The 18,605-nt window shown below is 64.7% G+C and carries 12 protein-coding genes and 1 tRNA gene; 1 reads left to right on the top strand and 12 read right to left on the bottom strand.

Features of this window, described 5'->3' with window-relative positions; all coding sequences use genetic code 11:
• The first annotated feature begins 217 nt into the window (after positions 1 to 217).
• The gene (locus FHG66_RS05930) at positions 218 to 7,513 is read left to right on the top strand and encodes a UvrD-helicase domain-containing protein (protein WP_176556149.1); all 7,296 of its coding nucleotides are present in this window, start codon (positions 218 to 220) and stop codon (positions 7,511 to 7,513) included.
• 362 nt (positions 7,514 to 7,875) lie between these two features.
• On the opposite strand, the gene FHG66_RS05925 is transcribed toward FHG66_RS05930, so the two are convergent.
• The 12 genes from FHG66_RS05925 to iscR form a co-directional block, all read right to left on the bottom strand.
• Positions 7,876 to 8,781 (bottom strand): hypothetical protein, encoded by a 906-nt coding sequence (locus FHG66_RS05925; RefSeq protein ID WP_139075833.1) that lies wholly within the window; start codon positions 8,779 to 8,781, stop codon positions 7,876 to 7,878.
• Positions 8,782 to 9,097: 316 nt separating this feature from the next.
• Positions 9,098 to 9,970 carry a hypothetical protein gene (locus tag FHG66_RS05920; protein WP_139075832.1) on the bottom strand — a complete coding sequence of 291 codons (873 nt, stop codon included), beginning with the start codon at positions 9,968 to 9,970 and terminating at the stop codon, positions 9,098 to 9,100.
• Between the two features lie 507 nt (positions 9,971 to 10,477).
• Positions 10,478 to 10,554, bottom strand: a tRNA-Arg gene (locus FHG66_RS05915).
• 46 nt (positions 10,555 to 10,600) lie between these two features.
• A complete protein-coding gene (locus FHG66_RS05910) occupies positions 10,601 to 11,818 on the bottom strand; it encodes a cysteine desulfurase (protein ID WP_139075831.1) in 1,218 nt (405 codons plus the stop codon).
• Positions 11,811 to 12,401 carry a YIP1 family protein gene (locus FHG66_RS05905; protein WP_139075830.1) on the bottom strand — a complete coding sequence of 197 codons (591 nt, stop codon included), beginning with the start codon at positions 12,399 to 12,401 and terminating at the stop codon, positions 11,811 to 11,813. The genes FHG66_RS05910 and FHG66_RS05905 overlap by 8 nt, the downstream gene beginning before the upstream one ends.
• Positions 12,391 to 12,783 (bottom strand): YIP1 family protein, encoded by a 393-nt coding sequence (locus FHG66_RS05900; RefSeq protein WP_246082480.1) that lies wholly within the window; start codon positions 12,781 to 12,783, stop codon positions 12,391 to 12,393. Before FHG66_RS05900 ends, FHG66_RS05905 begins: the two co-directional genes overlap by 11 nt.
• Positions 12,784 to 12,890: 107 nt before the next feature.
• The gene (sufD, locus tag FHG66_RS05895; protein ID WP_139075828.1) at positions 12,891 to 14,174 is read right to left on the bottom strand and encodes a Fe-S cluster assembly protein SufD; all 1,284 of its coding nucleotides are present in this window, start codon (positions 14,172 to 14,174) and stop codon (positions 12,891 to 12,893) included.
• A complete protein-coding gene (gene sufC / locus FHG66_RS05890; protein ID WP_139075827.1) occupies positions 14,171 to 14,926 on the bottom strand; it encodes a Fe-S cluster assembly ATPase SufC in 756 nt (251 codons plus the stop codon). The genes sufD and sufC overlap by 4 nt, the downstream gene beginning before the upstream one ends.
• An 85-nt stretch (positions 14,927 to 15,011) precedes the next feature.
• Positions 15,012 to 15,431: a heavy metal-binding domain-containing protein gene (locus FHG66_RS05885; RefSeq protein ID WP_246082479.1), complete on the bottom strand. Its 420-nt coding sequence runs from the start codon at positions 15,429 to 15,431 to the stop codon at positions 15,012 to 15,014.
• Entirely contained in the window at positions 15,431 to 16,972 is a 1,542-nt protein-coding gene (sufB, locus tag FHG66_RS05880; RefSeq protein ID WP_139075992.1) for a Fe-S cluster assembly protein SufB, read from the bottom strand. The genes FHG66_RS05885 and sufB overlap by 1 nt, the downstream gene beginning before the upstream one ends.
• Positions 16,973 to 17,032: 60 nt before the next feature.
• Positions 17,033 to 18,079, bottom strand: coding sequence for a cysteine desulfurase family protein (locus FHG66_RS05875; RefSeq protein ID WP_176556148.1), 1,047 nt, complete (start codon positions 18,077 to 18,079; stop codon positions 17,033 to 17,035).
• Complete coding sequence (gene iscR, locus FHG66_RS05870) at positions 18,076 to 18,534, bottom strand: Fe-S cluster assembly transcriptional regulator IscR (protein ID WP_139075825.1); 459 nt, start codon at positions 18,532 to 18,534, stop codon at positions 18,076 to 18,078. The genes FHG66_RS05875 and iscR overlap by 4 nt, the downstream gene beginning before the upstream one ends.
• Positions 18,535 to 18,605: the final 71 nt, after the last annotated feature.

Below are 18,605 nucleotides of genomic sequence, written 5' to 3'. Positions count from 1 at the left end.
AAGCCGTCGTGTAATAATCACGGAAGTAAGGGGCTGTCGGCGTCAGGTGGTTATCTTTGCAGGCTCACTGCAAGGCCGTTCCATTCGGGCAAAGAGGGAAACGGAGCGTTGCTGAATGAGTAAAGAGGGCCCGTGGCAAAACCGGACGGCTAAATCCTTCGATGGACTTAATGCGCTGGTTGGCCTCGCCCAAGGGCGTGGTAGCCATGAAGCAGACATGCGCGATACCCAAGCAGCCGGTAGCCTTCGGGATGACAAGCTTCCCCTGGGGAAGGTGCTTTTCTTGCCGCTCGCAGCGGAGGTCATCCAGCTGTCCGATCGCGGCTTCGGCTATGCGACAACAGTCGCAGGGCAACGCCTCTTCTTCCACCGCAACGCTGGTATCCGACGGGACGACTTCAATGTCTTGAAGGCCGGGGACGCCATCTTCGCGATCGTGGGAAGCGATCCAAGGCGGCCGGATCGAAAGGAGATCGTCCGTTGGGCTGCGTCGGATCGCATCGCCTGGGATGACGGCGCCCCTGAGGATCAGGCCTCTTGGGACACGATCCGTCGGGCACGACTGGAGAACCGTGTTCAGCGGCTGGAGCCGGTGCTTCGGCCGGATTGGTACGTCCAAAAGTGGGGATCGGCGCCCGCGCCGGCGGACCTCAATGACGACCTTCTACGCGAATTCGTTCTCGCGCGCATTGGAAGCATGGCACCGGACGAGATCGAGCGGCTCGATCCCCTGAGCCTTTCGGGATCGGCGCTCTATGCCTTCGCCCAATGCTTCGACACGACGCATCCGGACGCCTTGGCCCTGCTCGATGACGTTCTGGCGGAGCGCCTGCCGCTGCTCGGTCGACCCGGACCGCGCGTGCTCGCCCGCGCGTCGGAGGCACGGCGCGCGGAGGTGGTGACATGGTTCGTGCGCGCCGGAGGGGCCGAGACTGCCGCAGAGGAGCGCGATACTATGCTCACCGGGCGGGCGCCCTGGGAGGTTGAGGCGGTAACGCACCTGCTGGCGTCCGGTCTCCCGCATGGGGCAGGCCTGGTACGCTGGCTCGAGGCATTGCACAACAATGGTCTCTTGCCTGAGGGTTTCGCCGAAGCAGTCGCTGGGACTGACGGGATACAGGTCCTCCGATACCTAGAGCTCCTCCCTGATACGCAGGGGAATGCTCTTTTGTGTGTAGCGGCGGCCACCGATGAGAGGCGCGTCGCCGCGATAGCTCTGCGGCCAGACCTTGCCGCAGAGCTCGCGCGCCGCGCGGCTCTTGCGTTTGATTTGGAGACTGATGGGCGAACGACGAGGCAGATTGGCATCGCCACGGCGGCGGGAAGCTGCTTGCTGCTCGATGGAGGCGGACCTGAGGAGCAGGCGGAGGCGCTCGCCACACTGAGCCGGCGTCTTTCCGAGGCGCCGATCGTCGTCGGCCACAACGTCCTCGCCTGGGACCTCCCAATCGTCCGGCAGGAGGGCATCACTCCGCTCGCGACTGGCATCGTCTGGGACACGCTTCTCGTGGAGATGCTGCTGGACCCGCGCGCGGTATCCCATGCCTTGGGCGGAGCGCACCGCGCCGATATGGACGCGGCCGACGCGCTCGCGCTCTTCCATAGGCAACTCGACCGCTTTCCCGATTCCTTTGCGGCCTCGATCCTGACCGATCCGCCTGCATGCAGCGCCGCGCTCGTCGGGCGCATGGCACAGGCGCTCAAGGACGCTCCCCTCGAGGCAGCGCCGCTCCCGCGCTGGGTCGCGGACCGCGAGCTTGGCCGCAACAGGCCCATTCTCGCCCCGCGCCACGCCATCGACGACCTCGCTTGGACCCGCGGCGTCGACGTCGTCTCGACGCCGGACGGGGGGGGCCTCCCGGTCGACCTCCTTGTTGTCGACGCGAGCGCCCTGCGCGCCGACTCCGCATTCGCTTCGGGCTCCGATCCGCGGGCTGCGGTCCTCCTGGCGCTGGCCGAGCGCTGCGCGACCGCGGGAATCGCGCTGCGAGTCGCGATGCTCCCGCCCTGGCTGCTCGAGGGGTCTCCAGGCTCCGCTGTCCGCCGCGCGGCCGGGCCTGCGGCAGCGCAGGCCTTGCGGGCGTGCCCACTGCCGCCCGCGGGTCCGTGGTGGGAAACCTTTGACGCCGGGTCTCTGCGTGTCTTGTCGTGGACCGGTCCGGTCCGCCTTCTTCCGGCGCCGCCAACAGCGGCGGACGCGCCGCAGGTCGGCCCGGCGCCTTTGGGAGGGCTCGTATGGGAGGAGAGTGCGGGGTGCTGGGCACAACCCGACCCCGTCGCGGCGCGTCTGGAGGTGTCTCCAACGATGCGGCGGTTCGGGACCGCATGCCTCCCGGCGGAGGCGATCGTGCCGCCGGGTCCAGCACCAAAGACCCCAGTGCCGCTCGTGCCCGAGCGACGGGCGATCCGCATGAGCCCCGGGGGGTTCGATGCCGCCACCTACTGGGCCGACGTCGTCGGCGAGGTGGTCGGGCTGGCGGCGGAGGGAGAAGTCCGTGCGCTTCTCGTCGGCTCTAGCAGAAGCCGGGCGCTCCTGTCCCTCCTCGAGAAGGCGTTGGCTGAGATCGGTCATGGTGAGGTCAAGGCGGAGCACGTCAGCCGTGGCGAGCACCTGAAGCGGGCGTCTCGCATTGGTGGGACAGTCGTCCTGCTGACAGAGGAGTGGAGGGAGTGGCACAGGCTTGCCGAGGCGCAGGGCATCGTGCTTCGCCCACTCGTGGAGGCGCTGCCCGTCGAGGAATGGCACGCCCTCGCGTGTGTCGCACCAGACCCTTTGAGGTCCCCGCCGGGACCGATCACGCGCGCCGACATCGCCGCCAGACTGGTCGAAACATCTCGCACGTATCTCGAGGCTTGGCTTCAGGAAAGCGGGATCGCCGCCGCCCGGGTGGCGCCCGTGCTGCTCGATCCGCGTGCCGGCGAGCTGGTACGCCCGCTCAGCGGCCGCCTCGCGCCGCGGCCGGCGCTCCCGGCCCTGCCGGAGGGCGCGCGCCGCAGGCTGGTAGACATTCTCGAGCCGCTCGCGGTCCGGCGCGAGCCGGCGCCGTCTGACATCAAGGCAATGGAGGCCTTCCTGGTTGCGCACTGGCAGCCGCCTGGCAGGCAGGGCAACGCCGTGGAGGGCTTCAAGCCCACCCAGCGCAGAGCCATGGACGCGATCTTGCGCCGACAAGAGGACGTCGTCGTAACGCTGCCAACCGGAGAGGGAAAGTCCGTCCTCTTCCAAGTCCCCGCGCTGTGCCGGGGCCTGCGTCATCGCCGTCTCACGCTCGTACTGTCGCCTCTCAGGGCGCTGATGCGGGATCAGGTCGAGCGGCTGCGCATGCAGGGCTTCGATGCTTCGGCAGACTACCTGAACGCCGACCGTCCGAGGCACGAAAAGACCGAGATCCTCGAGGGCCTGCTCGATCACAGGATCGTCCTTCTCTACGTGGCGCCAGAGCGCCTGCGCGACCCCATCTTTCGCGACGTGCTCGGGCGACGGATCGCGGCCGACGCTGGGCTGGAGCGACTGGTCCTGGACGAGGCGCATTGTCTGAACCAGTGGGGGTTTGAGTTCCGGCCCGACTACTTCTTTGCAGTAAGAGAGGTTTTCCACTGGACCGACGCCGCAGGCGCGCCGGACGCGTCAGAGACGGCAGCCGAAGCGCTCCCGGACGCTCCCATGCAAGAGGCCGGGCCGGCCGCTCCCGTTCTCATGCTGTCGGCCACGCACACCGCCGCCGACCGGGACGCGCTCGCTGCGGTCCTGAAGTCGGCGGGCGGGCCGGGCCGAAGCGTGCCCTTGACGCCGGTGCCGCCGCCCAACGAGCAGCCCCATCCGCTGCGCGAGCACATCGAGGTCCGGACCGAGAAGATGGGCGGCGCCATCCTCGGGAAGAAGGAGTTCGACAAAGGTCTACCAGAACGGATGCCTCATCTCGCGGCAGCCGTCCGCGCGGCGCGGGAGAACGGCGCGCGCACCGGCCAGCGCAGCGGTGTGCTTGTCTTCGTGACACGCCGTACTCATGCCGAGGCCGTCGCTTCGGCGCTCGCGCAGGAGACGGGAGCAGCGTCCGAAGCGTTTCACGCCGGCCTTCCCGCCGGCCTGCGCGAGGAGCTTGTAGAGGAGTTCCGCGAGGGGCGCATCGACGTGCTCGTCGCCACGAAGGCCTTCGGAATGGGGATGGACATTCCCGACATCCACCATGTCGTGCACCTGTCGCCTCCGGCCTACCTGGAGGACTACATGCAGGAGGTCGGCCGGATCGGCCGCGGCGCCCGGGAGCGGAAGGCTGCGGGGATGGAGCGATTCCCAGCGACGTTGCTGTGGTCCCCGGCCGATTTCGCCACCGCGCGGGACTTGCGCAAGAAGAACGAGGTTACTGAAGCGTCGATCCGAAGGTTCCATGACGAGTTGCGGAAGCGTGCAACTGGGGATCGGGTGATCGTTCCTACCTACGGTTACGAAGAGTTCTTCAGCGACGGCCACAAGCGCGCGCTGGAGACCCACTGTCGGATGTCGCTTCATTGGCTGGAAGAGGCAGGTCGGCTGAAACTCGTCAACCTCGTCCGCACGTCGCTCTCTGTGGTCCTACATGCCGACGCGTTGCGAAGGATCGCGGGGGAGAAGAGCACTACGGCACACGCAGCGGGTCAGCTTCTCGCGATGCACGGCGACGACGGTTCGCCCAGCAACCGCGCGGCCGGCGGGTCAGGGCAGCGCGTCCTACTCGACGTCGGCGCCTTGAGTCGTGCCTGCGGACATGCCGGAACGGACGACACCCTCGTGGCTCTCGCAGAGCTCCGCGACAGGCGTGCCATCGAAGTCGAATGGCGGCTGTCGGCGAGCCCCCTGCGGCTCTGGAAACAGCCACCCGACCGGACGGACGCGCTGATCGACGCCGTCCAAAAGGGGATTGAGCGGCTCATCAAGCGGGCCACGGGGCCAGGTGCCGAATTTGATCCAACCGGCTTGATGAAGGAGGTCGGCGACGCGCGCGACAACGAAGAGGACGTTTTCGCAGGGGCCACCGAGGAGGAGCGAAAGTGCTTCCGACAGGCTTGGACATGGGCGTTGAAATCACTCGCTCTGTCCTGCGGGATTTACCTTAGGCAGGTATCGCAGAAGGAAGGGCTCGCATGGCGAGTCCGGCTTCCCCTGACGGAGGAGCGCAAGGCGCATCGGCGCGCCGAAAAGCTGCTCCAGACCGTTCGAGGACTGATTACACAGGTGCGACGGGGCGATCCCGAAACGGTTTCCGTGGATGCCGGCGACCTCGTGAAGCTGGTCAAGGAGGTCCACCAGGGTTTCAGCACCCGCGACCTCGACGCCACCCTCCGTCTGGCATCAGCGCTACGCCAACTCTCGATCCGCGAGGAGCTGCTGCCTAGCCATTACGAGGTCGCGCTTCGGGGCGAAGGCACCGGGCTGGAGGGGCAACTGGAGTTGGCGGCGCGACTTGCCTCGGTGAACTCGCACGCTGAGGCCCGCCTCGTTGTGATGGAAGCCTTTTGCGGCATCCCCGAGGCTGCGCGGGACGGGTTTGTCAGAGGCTACATGGCATGCCGCGACGCGTCGGAGGTCGAGGCACTCCTCGTGCAGCAGTTGGGCACCGTCTCCGAGGCGGACGCCAGCCTCTCGGAGTTCGTGAAAAACCTGCTACGCCGCTATCGTGGCGAGGCCGTGGAAGAGCATTTCGCGCGATTCAAGTCGTCCGAGGAGCCGGCGCAATGGAAGGCGATCACGCATCCATACAACCGGCCGATGCTGGTGAACGCGGGGCCTGGTGCCGGAAAGACGGCCGTGCTCGTTGCCCGGATCGTGCATCTGCTACACGTGCAGGGCCTCAAGCCGGGCGAGATCCTCGTCCTCGCCTTCAACCGCGCCGTCGTGCAGGAAATCCGCGCGCGGGTGGCCGCGGTGTTCCACGATCTAGGCTACGGCGGTTATACCCGTGACCTGCGGGTCCAAACGTTTCACGCGCTGGCGACGAGGCACCTTCCGGAGGGACCGCGCAGGAGGGACGAGAACGTCCTCGACGCTTTAGGGGACCGCCTGCGCCTGAGGCCCTTCCTTGCCGCCGAAGTCGCGGCGGGCTGCCGCTGCATCCTCGTCGACGAGTTCCAGGACGCCAACGATGCGATCTTTGGCGTCATCAAGAGCCTTGCCGAGGCTTCGGGGGCTGGGATCTTCGCCATCGGCGATGATGATCAGGACATCACGCGGTGGAATCGTGCCTGCGGCGCGTTCTCCGGAACCTACTTCGAGCGGTACGAGCAGACGTTCGGAACCAGTCCGGAAGACCTTTGCGCACTCACGGTGAACTTCCGCTCGGGGCGCGCGATCGTGGAGGGCAGCGAGCGCGACCTGGCGGCAATGCTGGATCGCAGTCCTGTCAGCGCGCGCCTGAAGCGCTCCGCGCTACGCGCGCGTGCGGATGCGCCGCCAGGCGAATGGCAGGTCGAGGATTGCCGGGGCCGTTCCTGGAACGACGTGGTCGCGTATGTGACACGGCGCCTTGCCGATTTCCCGAAGGACCGGTCCGTCGCGATCCTTTGCCGAAGCAACGCCGACGTGGACCGTCTGAAGGAGCCGTTGACGGCGGTGCTACCCGGCCTGAGGGTCCAGAAACGGAGCGAGATCCTGAATGTCGCTGACTGCCGCCATGTCGGGTTGTGGCTGGACCTGCTCGACCAGCGGATTGCCCAGGGAGACGACGCCGCCACGACAGACCTGCACGACACGCTCCTCGACGAATTTCGCAAGACAATCCGCATCCCGGAGACGAGGGGCGATGGCGAAGGCATGCGAGACCTTGCGGCCCTATGGACCTGCGTGCGGGAGGAGGATCGCGAGGCCCGCCTGTCCGACGTCGCCGACTTCCTGAGGAGTTGGCTCCGGCCTGACGACGTCGACCGTCTCGTGGGTCGCGGGGCCACGCGGATCCTTTCGACGATCCACAAGGTGAAGGGGCTGGAGTTCGACGATGTGATCGTGATGCCGTCCACCTCGGCCTTCCCCATGGGCGGCGACGATCCGGCGCGTGCAGCGGCCGAGGAGGCCCGCGTCCTCTACGTTGCCGGGACCCGTGCCAAGAAGCGCATGCTGAGGCTGCACGGCGAACGCGAGTCCGCATGGCTCGCCGACCCGCCGCGCCCCCTCGCGGGCCGTGACGACAGCCGGTTTCTCAGGGGGAATGGGGCTGAGATCGACTTGGGCTGGACGGCGGATGGCCGGGGGTTCAATACAGACCCTGCGGGTCTCCACGACTACATCCAAGCGCATGTTGCAGTCGGCGATCCGATCGCCGTCGGTGGCCGTGGCGGCGGTGCCGGGCGCTCCCTCTTCCATGTAGATGCCTCAGGCAAGCGCACCCAGGTGGGGTTCCTCGCGTGGGACACCGGGGCCGCGGGTTCGGGACCGGATCTTCGTGTTGCCGCCGTCGTCCGCTTCGCCCCGGACGTGCCGCCCCGGTGGACCGATGGCCGCACATGGGCCTACGCCGTCCTCGTGGAGGGACGGCTTCGTTGAGGTTGAGATGCTGAACGACCCCGACTTTGTCCCCGCCTGAAGGATGGGCGGATCGTCGTGGTGGAATATAAGGGAGCGCATCTGGTAGGGGCGCCGGAGCGCGGGAGAAGCGCCTCCTCGAAGATCTTTGGGCTCGCAGCGCGGACAACACCGCCTCGATCACGAACGCCCTCCTTTGGACGCCTTCCCACGAAAGGGGGTGAGCGGACATGCGCCATTGCAGCATGACAGCTGCGGCCGGCGTCGCGATGCGGTCGCACGCACGGGCTCCAGCGAAGAGCCACTTGGTGACGTGCGTCGGCCAGCAACAGACATCTGCGAGGGATGCTGGCTGGTCGTCGCCCGGAATGGTCTCATACCACTTAAACCGGAATTCGTACCTCGCGGACAGGCAGGCCGATCTCCCTCGATCCGGTTATGCGGTGTTGTTCGATGGAGCGCGTCATAAACTCGCGCATGGCGTCGATCGTCGCGGTCCTGCCTTCTCGGGCGCGATTGAAACAGGCTTGGGCCGAGGCTTCGAATTCGTTACGCATCCCGAGGACGGCAAGGTCGCCCGCCGGGATCTCTTGTTGCCCGACAGCGAAGTACAGCAAACCGTCCGCGTCCTGAGCCTCAGCAAGTCTGTAAAGGTTCAGCCGGGCGGTCGAGGCGCGCCTGCACCATGACGCGGAGACGAACTCGGCCCGCCAGGATCTGAATTGCTCGATGGAGGTACAGATCCTCCTTTTTGCCGCGAAGGTGTCTTCGATCGCCCTCTTCAGACAATCGGCCACGGCGCCTTGAATTGATATCGCGGCCATGTCCGCCGGGGTGAAAGTGTCGTCGCCCCACGTCCTCACGGCACCTCCTTCAGTCAAAGGGTTGCGCTCATCCGCTGATCGAAGCACGTAGAGCAGAGACCCATCCAGCGACGACCTGTCGCAGCTTACCCGCAGATCTGAGAGCATTGCGGCAGCCCGTTCAAAAACAGCCTGTGCGGACAAGGCAGAACCTGCGAAAGCCACGTCGACACTGCCGGCAATCGTCGCGGGGCCGTATCTATTGAAGTGGCCATCAGGATAGAACTGCGGCTCGCGAACCATGACCTGAATCCGGCGAATTTTTTGAAAGTCGTCATCAAGAGTTTGGCGGCCGTCGAGGGTGGAGATCGCGCTGTCGCACAATACGAACACTCCGACCTCGACGTAAGCGCGATCCTCGGCGGGCGTGTCGCCCCAGAGATCCTCCTCAAGTTCGAACGCATGTCCTGCGAGTACTAGAGTCATGTGAAAGGGCCTACTGAAGTTACTGATGCGGTGCATCAAGCACTTGGGCGAGCGGCTCTCAACCTGAACCTTCGAGGGCCAAACCGCCGAAATCCAGATCCGTGCCGCCCTCCCTGATCGCTTCACCGCCCTCGGCACTTCCGAATCACGGCACGCTGCATAGAGCCGCTGGGATCAGGGGATCCACTCTTCAGGGCGCGACGAACGAAGCCGCTTCACAGCCTCATGTATGCGCCGTGTCAGCATCGCGGACCCTTCCTACTGTCGGCTACGGTTGCTCTATCACCTCGGCGTCCGCCGCTCGCCTCTCCGGCCTTCACCCGTTCACCTTGTGAACCCTGGATTTGACACCCAGAAGCTTGGCCCTTGCAGCCAGTTCCGAAGGCAGCTCTCGTTCAGTCAGGAGGATCATTCGCACGACCACATCGACTGGCAGGCGTGTTGCACGGATCACCTCCCGGTACTTCACGCATTGGTAGATTCCGCGACGAAGATCGTCGTCGCTGGACAAGCAGGACTTGACCTCTACCACCGCGAACTCTTCTCCTTTCGTAAAGAGAACGTCGACCCGGTCGCCTGACAACAGATCGCTCTCCGTAGTTCCCTCGAACCCCCGCGAAAGACCGAATTCGCCTGGGTTATCGCGAGCCCACTTTTTCAGCCGCCGGTGCTGTTCGCTCTCACCCTTGCCGCGCGGAAATTCCGTCTCCGGTGGCTTGCCATCCTGCTCTGTGAAATTTCTTCGCTCCAGCCTGTCTGGGCGATCGCCAAACGCCTCCCGGAAGACAAGATCCCAGCCTTCGTATTTCTTGACCGCCTCACGGACGCTCCTCACGACTTCGAGCTTGCGATCTCTGTCTAAGTGTTCCCACGTTCGGCCTCGCAATGCTCGCCAAAGGTTGTCGTGATACCAGGCGAAGCCATTGCCCGGAATTCCAGACGTGCTGGTGACCAGCGCATTAATGGGAGGGGCATCGTCAGCGACGGAGGTGATATTGCTCATCATTTTGCCCGCGACGCCACCGATGTGGAGGGGGAAGATCTTTGTGGTCTTTAGCTCTCGCTCCAGCATCCTGGCGGCTTCGCCATAGGTGACGAATGGCTCGTCCATCGTTTCCAGTTTTTCGAGGAGAAGGGAAAGGAGGTATGGTGCCCCTGTCCGTTCAAGCCACTCCCTCTCGTAAGACATCTCCACCCCTTACCGGCCGAATATCTTGCAGACACATGGGCGAATGCTCCCATTCAGAGATTAGCCTCTTATGCCGTAGATGTGAAAGTCCTGTTTCTCGCTACGGTTGAGAGGGGCTCAGAGTCGCCCAGGTCGGGTTTCATCCTTCGCGTCCATCTGTCAGGTCGACCTGTGCTCGTACGGGTGGTGGAGGACCGGGCGAGGCGCATTCCGGTGGCGTGGGGGCTCGTGCCTATGCTGGTGGGAGTGAGTTCATAGCTTCGGACAAGCTCACCCGCTCTGGCTGGGGTCGCCTCGACAGCGAATGGACCGTCCTGCGTCGGCAGGCTGGCCCACCAAAACCAGTTGGTGCTTGCTAAGACGAAGAAAACTTGGACGAGAGCTCCTGACCAGGTTCTGTACGGGGTTTGAACGGATTCGGCACGTCGGGCCAACGTTCTAGGACTACCCGAGCCGGCAGACGCACCTGCCACGTATAAGCCAAGCTACTCATTTCAAAAGTTTTTATGGCGCACCCGACAGGATTCGAACCTGTGACCTCTGCCTTCGGAGGGCAGCACTCTATCCAGCTGAGCTACGGGTGCCTAGGGCGGAGATAGGCTAAGCGAGCGACTACCGCAACCGTAAACCTCACGCAAAGAGATCGCGGCAAAGTTCCAAGCCTGACACCAAGGCGTCAACCTCCTCGACCGTGTTGTAGAGCCCGAACGACGCACGGCAGGTCGCCCCGACTCCCATGTGCTGGAGGAGCGGCATCGCGCAATGCGTGCCTGCCCGGACGGCGATTCCCCGGCGATCCAGGACGGTCGAGATGTCGTGGGCGTGCGCTCCGTCCATCGTGAAGGAGAAGATCGCCCCCTTTCCGTCGCTCGTGCCCTGAAGCTGAAGCCAGTTCAAGCCACCCAGCCGCTCGCGTGCGTAATCGCGCAGCGTTCGCTCGTGGGCTGCGATGTTCGCCATGCCCAAGTCGGTCATGTAGTCCAGGGCGGCTCCGAAGCCGATGGTCTGCACGATGCCAGGCGTCCCGGCTTCGAACTTCATCGGCGGATCGGCATAGGTGATCAGGTCGCGGGTGACCTCCCGGATCATGTCGCCGCCGCCGAGGAAAGGGCGCATCTCATTCATCCGGTCGCGCCGTATGAAGATGGCGCCAGATCCCGACGGGCCATAAAGCTTGTGACCCGTGACGGCGTAGAAGTCACAACCGATCGACTGCAGGTCGACCGGCATGTGAACCGCGCCCTGACTGCCGTCCACGAGCACAGGCACGCCTTTCTCGTGCGCGCCGGCCACGATGGACTTTACGTCAATCACCGAGCCGGTCACGTTCGACATCTGCGTCACTGCGACCAGCTTGGTCCGCGGCCCGATTGCATCGATCATCGCCTGCGGGTCGAGATCGCCCTTGGCGTCGCACTCTACCCATTTCAGGACAACGCCCTGTCGCTCCCTCAGGAAATGCCACGGCACGATGTTGGCGTGATGCTCGAGCAGAGACAGGACGATCTCGTCGCCCGCTTCCATGCGCGGCATGGCCCAGCCATAAGCGACGAGGTTGATGCCTTCGGTCGTACCCGACGTGAAGACGATTTCGTCCTCAGTGGGGGCGTTCAGGAAGCGCGCGACCTTGCCGCGAACAGCTTCGTACCGCTCCGTCGCCAGAGAGGAGAGCGTGTGCAGGCCGCGATGAACGTTCGCGTACTCCTCGGCGTAGCCGCGCGTCACAGCGTCTATGACGGCCTTTGGCTTTTGCGCCGACGCTCCGTTGTCGAGGTAGACCAGCGGCTTTCCGTGGATCTCGCGTGAGAGGATCGGAAAGTCCGAACGGATGCGTTGCACATCATACATCAGGTGGGCCTCCAAAGCCCAGGAACACGAGGAGCGACGATAGCGCTATGCCCACGATCACGGCCCCCAGGAGCAGGGCAAGCACGGCTCGGCCAAGACCCTGGAACCCGTGAAGGGTCCGGGTGAAGTGGATCAGGCACCATAACAGGATGCCCAGGCTGGCCAGCGCCAGCACCGGGGCGAGCGGAGGAAGCAGCAGCCCCGCCACGATCTGCACAAGCTGGACCGCGATGGCGATCACCTCGATCCAAACCGCGACGAGGAGCGACTGACTGAAACGGCCAACGCCGCCCAGGATCTGCCCGCCCACCTGCAGGGCCCCTGCGGACAGCAGCAGTGAGGCGACCAGCATTGCCGCATGCATGAGCGGGCTGAGGACCACCTCACCCCCGGCCGTCGGGATGGAGAAGGTTCCGCCAGCCAACATGCCAACAAGCAGCGCATCGAGAACCGAGACAAGCACGGCACCTTGCACAACTGTCCCCAGCGAGGGGCGGAGGTTCAGCAGCTGTTCGGCCGCATGCTGCGGGGCTGCGACGCTGTCCCGCATCATCGTCACGAGATCCGAGCCGCTATAGGCCATGCGTTCGCGGCATCGTGGCCGCCTCCTTTTGTGCGAGCCACCAGAAGGCGACGAAGACCCCGATCCAAACTACGCCCGCAAGGTTGGCCAAGGCAGAACTGCCCGTCAGACCCGCAAGCAGTCCCGTCAGCAACCCCAACGGGGCTGTCGCCAGCCACGACCAGAACAAGGCCAAGCGCGCACCGTAGGCCGTGCCATGCCCACCCGCTAGGCGCGAGACCGCATGCACGATCCCGGCCGCACCATAGAACACGAGCGGCCAGATGATCATCCAGCCCAGAAGCGCGTAGGCGACCAACCGACTGAATTCGTCCTGTTCGGCTTGGGCGGTCCGCATCAGTCGCGGCCATTGGGCCACGAAGATGAGCCCGCACCCGATCATGAGAAACGCCAGAGCCCTCGACTCGTTGACCCCGCGAGCAAGATGCTCCCGGACAACCTGTCGCGGGCCTTGAACCAGGCTCCGCCGGATGTCGGCCGTCAGTCCCATCAGCGCCGGCGAGCCAGCCAGCCTTCGAGGCGCTTGGACAGATCCGACGCAAGCCGATCGTCAGCGATCTCTTCGAGCGACTCCCGAAGGAAGGCGAGCGTCAGCAGATCCTTGGCATCGCGTTCGGGCACGCCCCGCGACCGAAGATAGAACAACGCGGTCTCGTCGATCGCGCCAGCCGTCGAGCCATGCGAGCACTTGACATCGTCGGCATAGATTTCCAGCTCGGGCTTTGCGAGGAACTGGCTCTCCTCGTCGAGTAGCAACGCTTGGGAGAGCTGGTAGCCATCAGTCCGCTGGGCACCTGGCCTGACCAGGATCTTGCCCTGGAAGACACCGACCGCCCCATTGCGAACGACCTTCTTGAACACCTGCCGGCTTTCGCAGCCCTCGGCGGCGTGTGTGACGAAGACGGTGTCGTCGTGGTGGAAATCACCATCGCCCACCGCTGCGCCGGCCACATGAGCCACAGCTTCTTCGCCGCCCAAGGTGACGACGATCTCGTTCCTGGTCAGCACACCGTTAAAGGTCAAGGTGAACGATCGGAAGTCGGCCTTCGACGCCAGCCGGGCAAAGATGTGCGTCACCGTCCGGCGCTGATGGTCGCGACCCTGGGTGCGGACATGATGCAGGCTGGCGCCTTCTGCGACGTCGACCTCCATCACGCTGTTGAAGCGCGCCGCGGCTGGTCCGGTCTCGAGCAGCGTGAGACTCGCCCCGGCCTCCACCTTCACGAGGTGGTGCAGCATGGCGTCGGCCCGGTCATCGACATGACGATAGATGAGGTGCACGGGTCGCGCGACTGCTTCGGTCACATGGATGACCAGCCCCTCTTCGGCAAAGGCAGTGTTCATCGTCGCAAGGGGGCGCGCGACGGGTTTCTGCCCTTCGCCCTCGAGAACACCAAAGAGGCTCTGCGCCCAATGGATATCGCGGGATGCGGCGTCGGCCAGCCGTTCGATCGATACGCCTGCCAGATCGAGGCTGTCCGACGCTTCCGAGTCGAACCGGCCATCCACGAACACAAGACGTAGGGCGTCCACGTCCGGAAAGGCGACACCGTCGTCATCAACAATCGGAGCCGCCGGAAGTGGTTCGGGCACGACGAGGCTCTGCGGATCCGTGAACCGCCAGTATTCGTCCCGACGGACAGGCAGCCCCATCTCCTCGACCCGCTCGCGCGCGCTAGTCCGGGCCGCCCGAGCCCAGGTACCACCGCTCGGGAGCGTCATGCCCTCCAGACGGGTGGTCGTCGCCTGCAGACGAAGGTTTGGCCGGTTCATTGCGCCTCCGCCAGGATATCGGCATAGCCGTTCGCTTCGACGTCCCGCGCGAGCTCGGGGCCGCCGGTCCGAATGATCCGGCCATTGGCCATGATGTGCACCACATCCGGGGTGATATGATCGAGAAGACGCTGGTAATGCGTAATGACCAGAAAGGCCCGCCCCGCATCGCGCAAGGCGTTCACGCCCTCGGACACCAAGCGCATCGCATCGACATCAAGGCCCGAGTCGGTCTCGTCCAAGATGCACATGCGGGGCTCCAGCACCGCCATCTGGAGGATCTCGTTGCGCTTCTTCTCACCGCCCGAGAAACCCACATTGATTGGGCGCTTCAGCATGTCGGCATCGATCTTGAGCGACTGCGCCTTTTGACGGACCAGCTTGAGGAAATCAGCGGCCGACACCTCCTCCTCGCCCCGCGCCTTGCGCTGGGCGTTCAGGGCGGTGCGGAGAAACGTCATATTGCCGACGCCCGGAATTTCCACAGGATACTGGAACGCCAGGAACACGCCGGCTGCTGCCCGCTCCTCGGGCTCAAGTGCCAGAAGATCGATGTCATCCAGATGGGCGGAGCCCTCGGTCACCTTGTACCCGTCGCGGCCGGCCAGAACATAGGACAGTGTGGATTTGCCCGATCCGTTCGGCCCCATAATCGCGTGCACCTGGCCCGCACCCACCGAAAGATCGAGACCCTTGAGGATCGGCTTGGCGCCGTCCTCGAGTTCGACATGCAAGTTCTTGATGTCCAGCATCGAATTCTCCTGCCACCAAGGGCCCACTGCTGTTCTTGTCATGCCTCCCCGCACCGACGTTCCCGTCGCGGGAAAGGACTGCTGCTCACTGGCTCAGGCGAACCGCCGTACCGGTCGCCGTGACCAGGAGCATCGAGTTGACCACCTGGTGGCCCAAGCTCACGCCGATCACCGCATCGGCTCCTTTTGCGGCGGCCCGGCTCTTCAGGTCCCGAAGCACGGCATCGCGTGCCTCGGTCAAGCTGGACCCGACCGACGCAGGACTGCGCCGGAACCGTGCCAGGAACCCCCGCGAGGGTTCCTGTATCACCTCGGCGCCCAGCACGACTTCGGCGGCGACGATACCTATATAGGCCGACACGTCCCGGCCCTCGAGGTTCGAGGTCGTGGTGACCGTGATAACCCTCACCAGGGGCTCGGCCCCGCGAAGCCCAAGGTCACCGGGCCTCGCCTCGGATGCCATGGCACGCAGGACCGGCTCCCTGCGGATCGTGGACCTAGACATCAGCCGACGCTCCCTTCCAGGGAGATGGCCACGAGTTGCTGCGCCTCGACCATGAACTCCATGGGGAGAACCTGCAGCACCTCCTTGCAGAAGCCGTTCACCACAAGCGCCACGGCCTCTTCCTCGCCAACGCCGCGCGAACGGCAGTAGAAGAGCTGGTCGTCGTCCACCTTGGAGGTCGTGGCCTCATGCTCCACGCGCGAGGAGGTGTTCTTGACCTCAATGTAGGGGACGGTGTGCGCCCCGCACTTGTCGCCGATCAGGAGCGAGTCGCACTGCGTGTAGTTGCGCGATTCCGCCGCCTTGGGGTGCATCGAGACGAGGCCCCGATAAGTGTTCTGAGCCCGTCCGGCCGAGATGCCCTTAGACACAATGCGCGACTTGGTGCGCTTGCCCAGGTGGACCATCTTGGTGCCGGTATCGGCCTGCTGGTGGTTGTTGGCAATGGCGATGGAGTAGAACTCGCCCTGGCTATCGTTGCCGCGCAGGATGCAGGACGGATACTTCCAGGTAATGGCAGAGCCGGTCTCAACTTGCGTCCACATGACCTTGGCGCGGTCGCCGCGGCACTCGGCGCGCTTGGTCACGTAGTTCAGCACGCCGCCCTTGCCGTTCTCGTCGCCGGGATACCAGTTCTGGACGGTCGAGTATTTCACCTCGGCGTCTTCTTCCACGATGATTTCGACCACAGCAGCATGAAGCTGGGCCACATCGCGCTTGGGCGCGGTGCAACCTTCGAGATAGGACACATAGCTGCCCTTGTCGGCGATGATCAGCGTGCGCTCGAACTGCCCCGTATTCTCCGCGTTGATGCGGAAGTATGTGGACAATTCCATCGGACAGCGGACGCCCGGCGGGATGTACACGAAGGACCCGTCCGAGAAGACGGCGCTGTTGAGCGTGGCGTAGAAGTTGTCCGACGGCGGGACCACGCTCCCCAGGTACTTCTTCACCAGAGCGGGGTGTTCGCGGATCGCCTCGGAGATCGAGCAGAAGATCACGCCGGCCTTCGCCAGTTCGGCCTTGAAGGTCGTGCCGACGGAAACCGAGTCGAACACGGCGTCTACGGCGACCTTACGCGGCTCCTCGCCTTCGGGGCGTTCGACGCCCGCAAGGATCTCCTGCTCCTTCAGAGGGATGCCGAGCTTCTTGTAAGTGTCGAGCAGCTTGGGATCGACCTCGTCGAGCGACTTGGGCTTGACGGCCATGCTCTTGGGACGCGCGTAGTAGTACTGGTCCTGAAAGTCGATTTCGGGGAGCGTCAGGAGCGGCCAGTGGCGCGGCTCCTCCAGTTGCTGCCAGCGCTCGTAAGCCTGCAGCCGCCAATCGAGCATCCACTCGGGCTCGCCGTTCTTGTCGGAGATGAGACGCACGATGTCCTCGTTCAGGCCCTTGGGCGCGAACTCGGTTTCGATGTCGGTCTGGAATCCGTATTTGTAGGCGCCCAGCGAGGCAACGGCCGCGACGGTCGCCTCGTCCACGCCCTCGCGCACCTCCAGAGCGGTTTCTCGCGCCTCGAGGGCGTCGGCTCGAATCTCCATCACCGGAGCTTCGGTTCGATCATCAAGAGCGGCCATCATCGTTCCTCTCTCGTCCCGGACTCAGGCGGCCCGGCTACGTTGCTTGCGTCTGGCAGCGGTGAAGGCGTCGGCAAACCGCAACACCTCCTCCTCTGTCGTGGCGGGCCCAAGGGACACGCGCAACGCGCATCCCGCAGAGCCTTCGTCAAATCCCATGGCCCGGAGGACATTGCTGGCTCGAGCCTTGCCGGACGAACAAGCCGACCCGGCCGAAACGGCAAACCCTGCAAGATCCATCGCCATCACCTGCGTCTCGCCCTTCCAGCCCGGCGTCACGATCAGGCTGGTGTTGGGCAGGCGCCGCGACCGGCGCCCCACCAATATGGTATCAGGGGAGTCGGCCTCAAGCGCAGTTTCTAGAATATCTCTAAACTGCGTGACCTGTTCCCACACGCCGTCTGCCAAGTCGCGTAAGGCCGCTTGGGCCGCAGCCGCCATGCCTGCGACGGCCATCAGGTTCTCGGTTCCGGCCCGGCGGCCCATTTCCTGACCGCCGCCCCTGAGGCGAGACTGCAGGTGATGGCCCCTTGGAACAACAAGCGCACCCACCCCTTTAGGGCCGCCGAACTTGTGTGCCGACAGGAAGACCATCCCGGTGCCAGTCCAGTCATGAGCGTAAGGCAGCCGGCCGACCGCCTGGGTGATGTCGCTTACGGCCAGACCTGGCGGCAGATCCTGCACGATCCCACTCTCGGAGTTCGCAAGCTGCAGGGTGCTCGATGCTGGGTCCGTAACCGCCACAGCGCCGTCGCGCCCGACCGAAAGATCCGCATCCGTCCAAGCCAGCACTGCCTCGTGCTCTACTCCGCCCGATCGCAGGTTGCGGCCTTCCAAAGCCAAGGCCGCGGCCTCAGTTGCACCCGAGGTGAAGATCAGATCCGCCTGTGTCGCCCCCAGGGCTTCGAGAAGCCTTTCACGGGATGCCTCGATGAGGCCCTTAGCAGCCCGCCCCTCTGCATGGACGGACGACGGGTTGCCCACGAGGTCCATGGCATCGATCATCGCTTGGCGCGCTTCGGGGCGAAGCGGCGCGGTAGCGTTGTGGTCCAGGTAAATGCGGGGCCTCACTCGTCCACCAACTCCAGAAGCGACGGGACGGCCGGGCACGGCGCCAACTGATTCTTCACCACGTCGGACAGGCGGGTCTGATGCAGGAACACGTAGACTTGGGCCGAGAGCCCTTCCCATAGCCTGTCGGTCAGTGCTTGCGCCATGGTGCCAGAGACTCCCTGCCTGGCGCCCGCGCCCTTGTGCAGTGCGCTCACCGTTTCATCGACCGCACCCAGGATGTCCGCGATGCGGATCTCAGACGCAGGGCGACCCAGCCGATATCCCCCACCGGGACCGCGAACCGAGTCCACCAGACCGACGCGGCGGAGCTTGACGAAAAGCTGCTCCAGATAGGGCAGCGAAATATCCTGGCGTTTCGCGATCTCTCCAAGATTGACCAATGAGCCGTCGGGCTGCATCGCGATATCCGCGAGCGCCACCATCGCGTAACGACCTTTTGTCGAGAGCTTCATGCCCTAACCCCAAACGCCAATTCCGTTGACGCGCGCCGACCGCATCTTTAACTGCTGCCCATCGCCAGGTC

The organism is Rubellimicrobium rubrum (assembly GCF_006152115.1).
In the GTDB taxonomy this organism is placed as follows: Bacteria; Pseudomonadota; Alphaproteobacteria; order Rhodobacterales; family Rhodobacteraceae; genus Rubellimicrobium; species Rubellimicrobium rubrum.
The sequence above is the reverse complement of the archived record's forward strand: the minus strand, read 5'-3'. Positions and strand labels throughout refer to the sequence as shown.

Coding starts and splice junctions, on each gene's coding strand:
- FHG66_RS05930 (WP_176556149.1), top strand. CDS start 218: ATGCGCGATACCCAAGCAGCCGGTAGCCTTCGGGATGACAAGCTTCCC.
- FHG66_RS05925 (WP_139075833.1), bottom strand. CDS start 8,781: ATGACTCTAGTACTCGCAGGACATGCGTTCGAACTTGAGGAGGATCTC.
- FHG66_RS05920 (WP_139075832.1), bottom strand. CDS start 9,970: ATGTCTTACGAGAGGGAGTGGCTTGAACGGACAGGGGCACCATACCTC.
- FHG66_RS05910 (WP_139075831.1), bottom strand. CDS start 11,818: ATGTATGATGTGCAACGCATCCGTTCGGACTTTCCGATCCTCTCACGC.
- FHG66_RS05905 (WP_139075830.1), bottom strand. CDS start 12,401: ATGGCCTATAGCGGCTCGGATCTCGTGACGATGATGCGGGACAGCGTC.
- FHG66_RS05900 (WP_246082480.1), bottom strand. CDS start 12,783: ATGATCGGGTGCGGGCTCATCTTCGTGGCCCAATGGCCGCGACTGATG.
- sufD (WP_139075828.1), bottom strand. CDS start 14,174: ATGAACCGGCCAAACCTTCGTCTGCAGGCGACGACCACCCGTCTGGAG.
- sufC (WP_139075827.1), bottom strand. CDS start 14,926: ATGCTGGACATCAAGAACTTGCATGTCGAACTCGAGGACGGCGCCAAG.
- FHG66_RS05885 (WP_246082479.1), bottom strand. CDS start 15,431: ATGTCTAGGTCCACGATCCGCAGGGAGCCGGTCCTGCGTGCCATGGCA.
- sufB (WP_139075992.1), bottom strand. CDS start 16,972: ATGGAGATTCGAGCCGACGCCCTCGAGGCGCGAGAAACCGCTCTGGAG.
- iscR (WP_139075825.1), bottom strand. CDS start 18,534: ATGAAGCTCTCGACAAAAGGTCGTTACGCGATGGTGGCGCTCGCGGAT.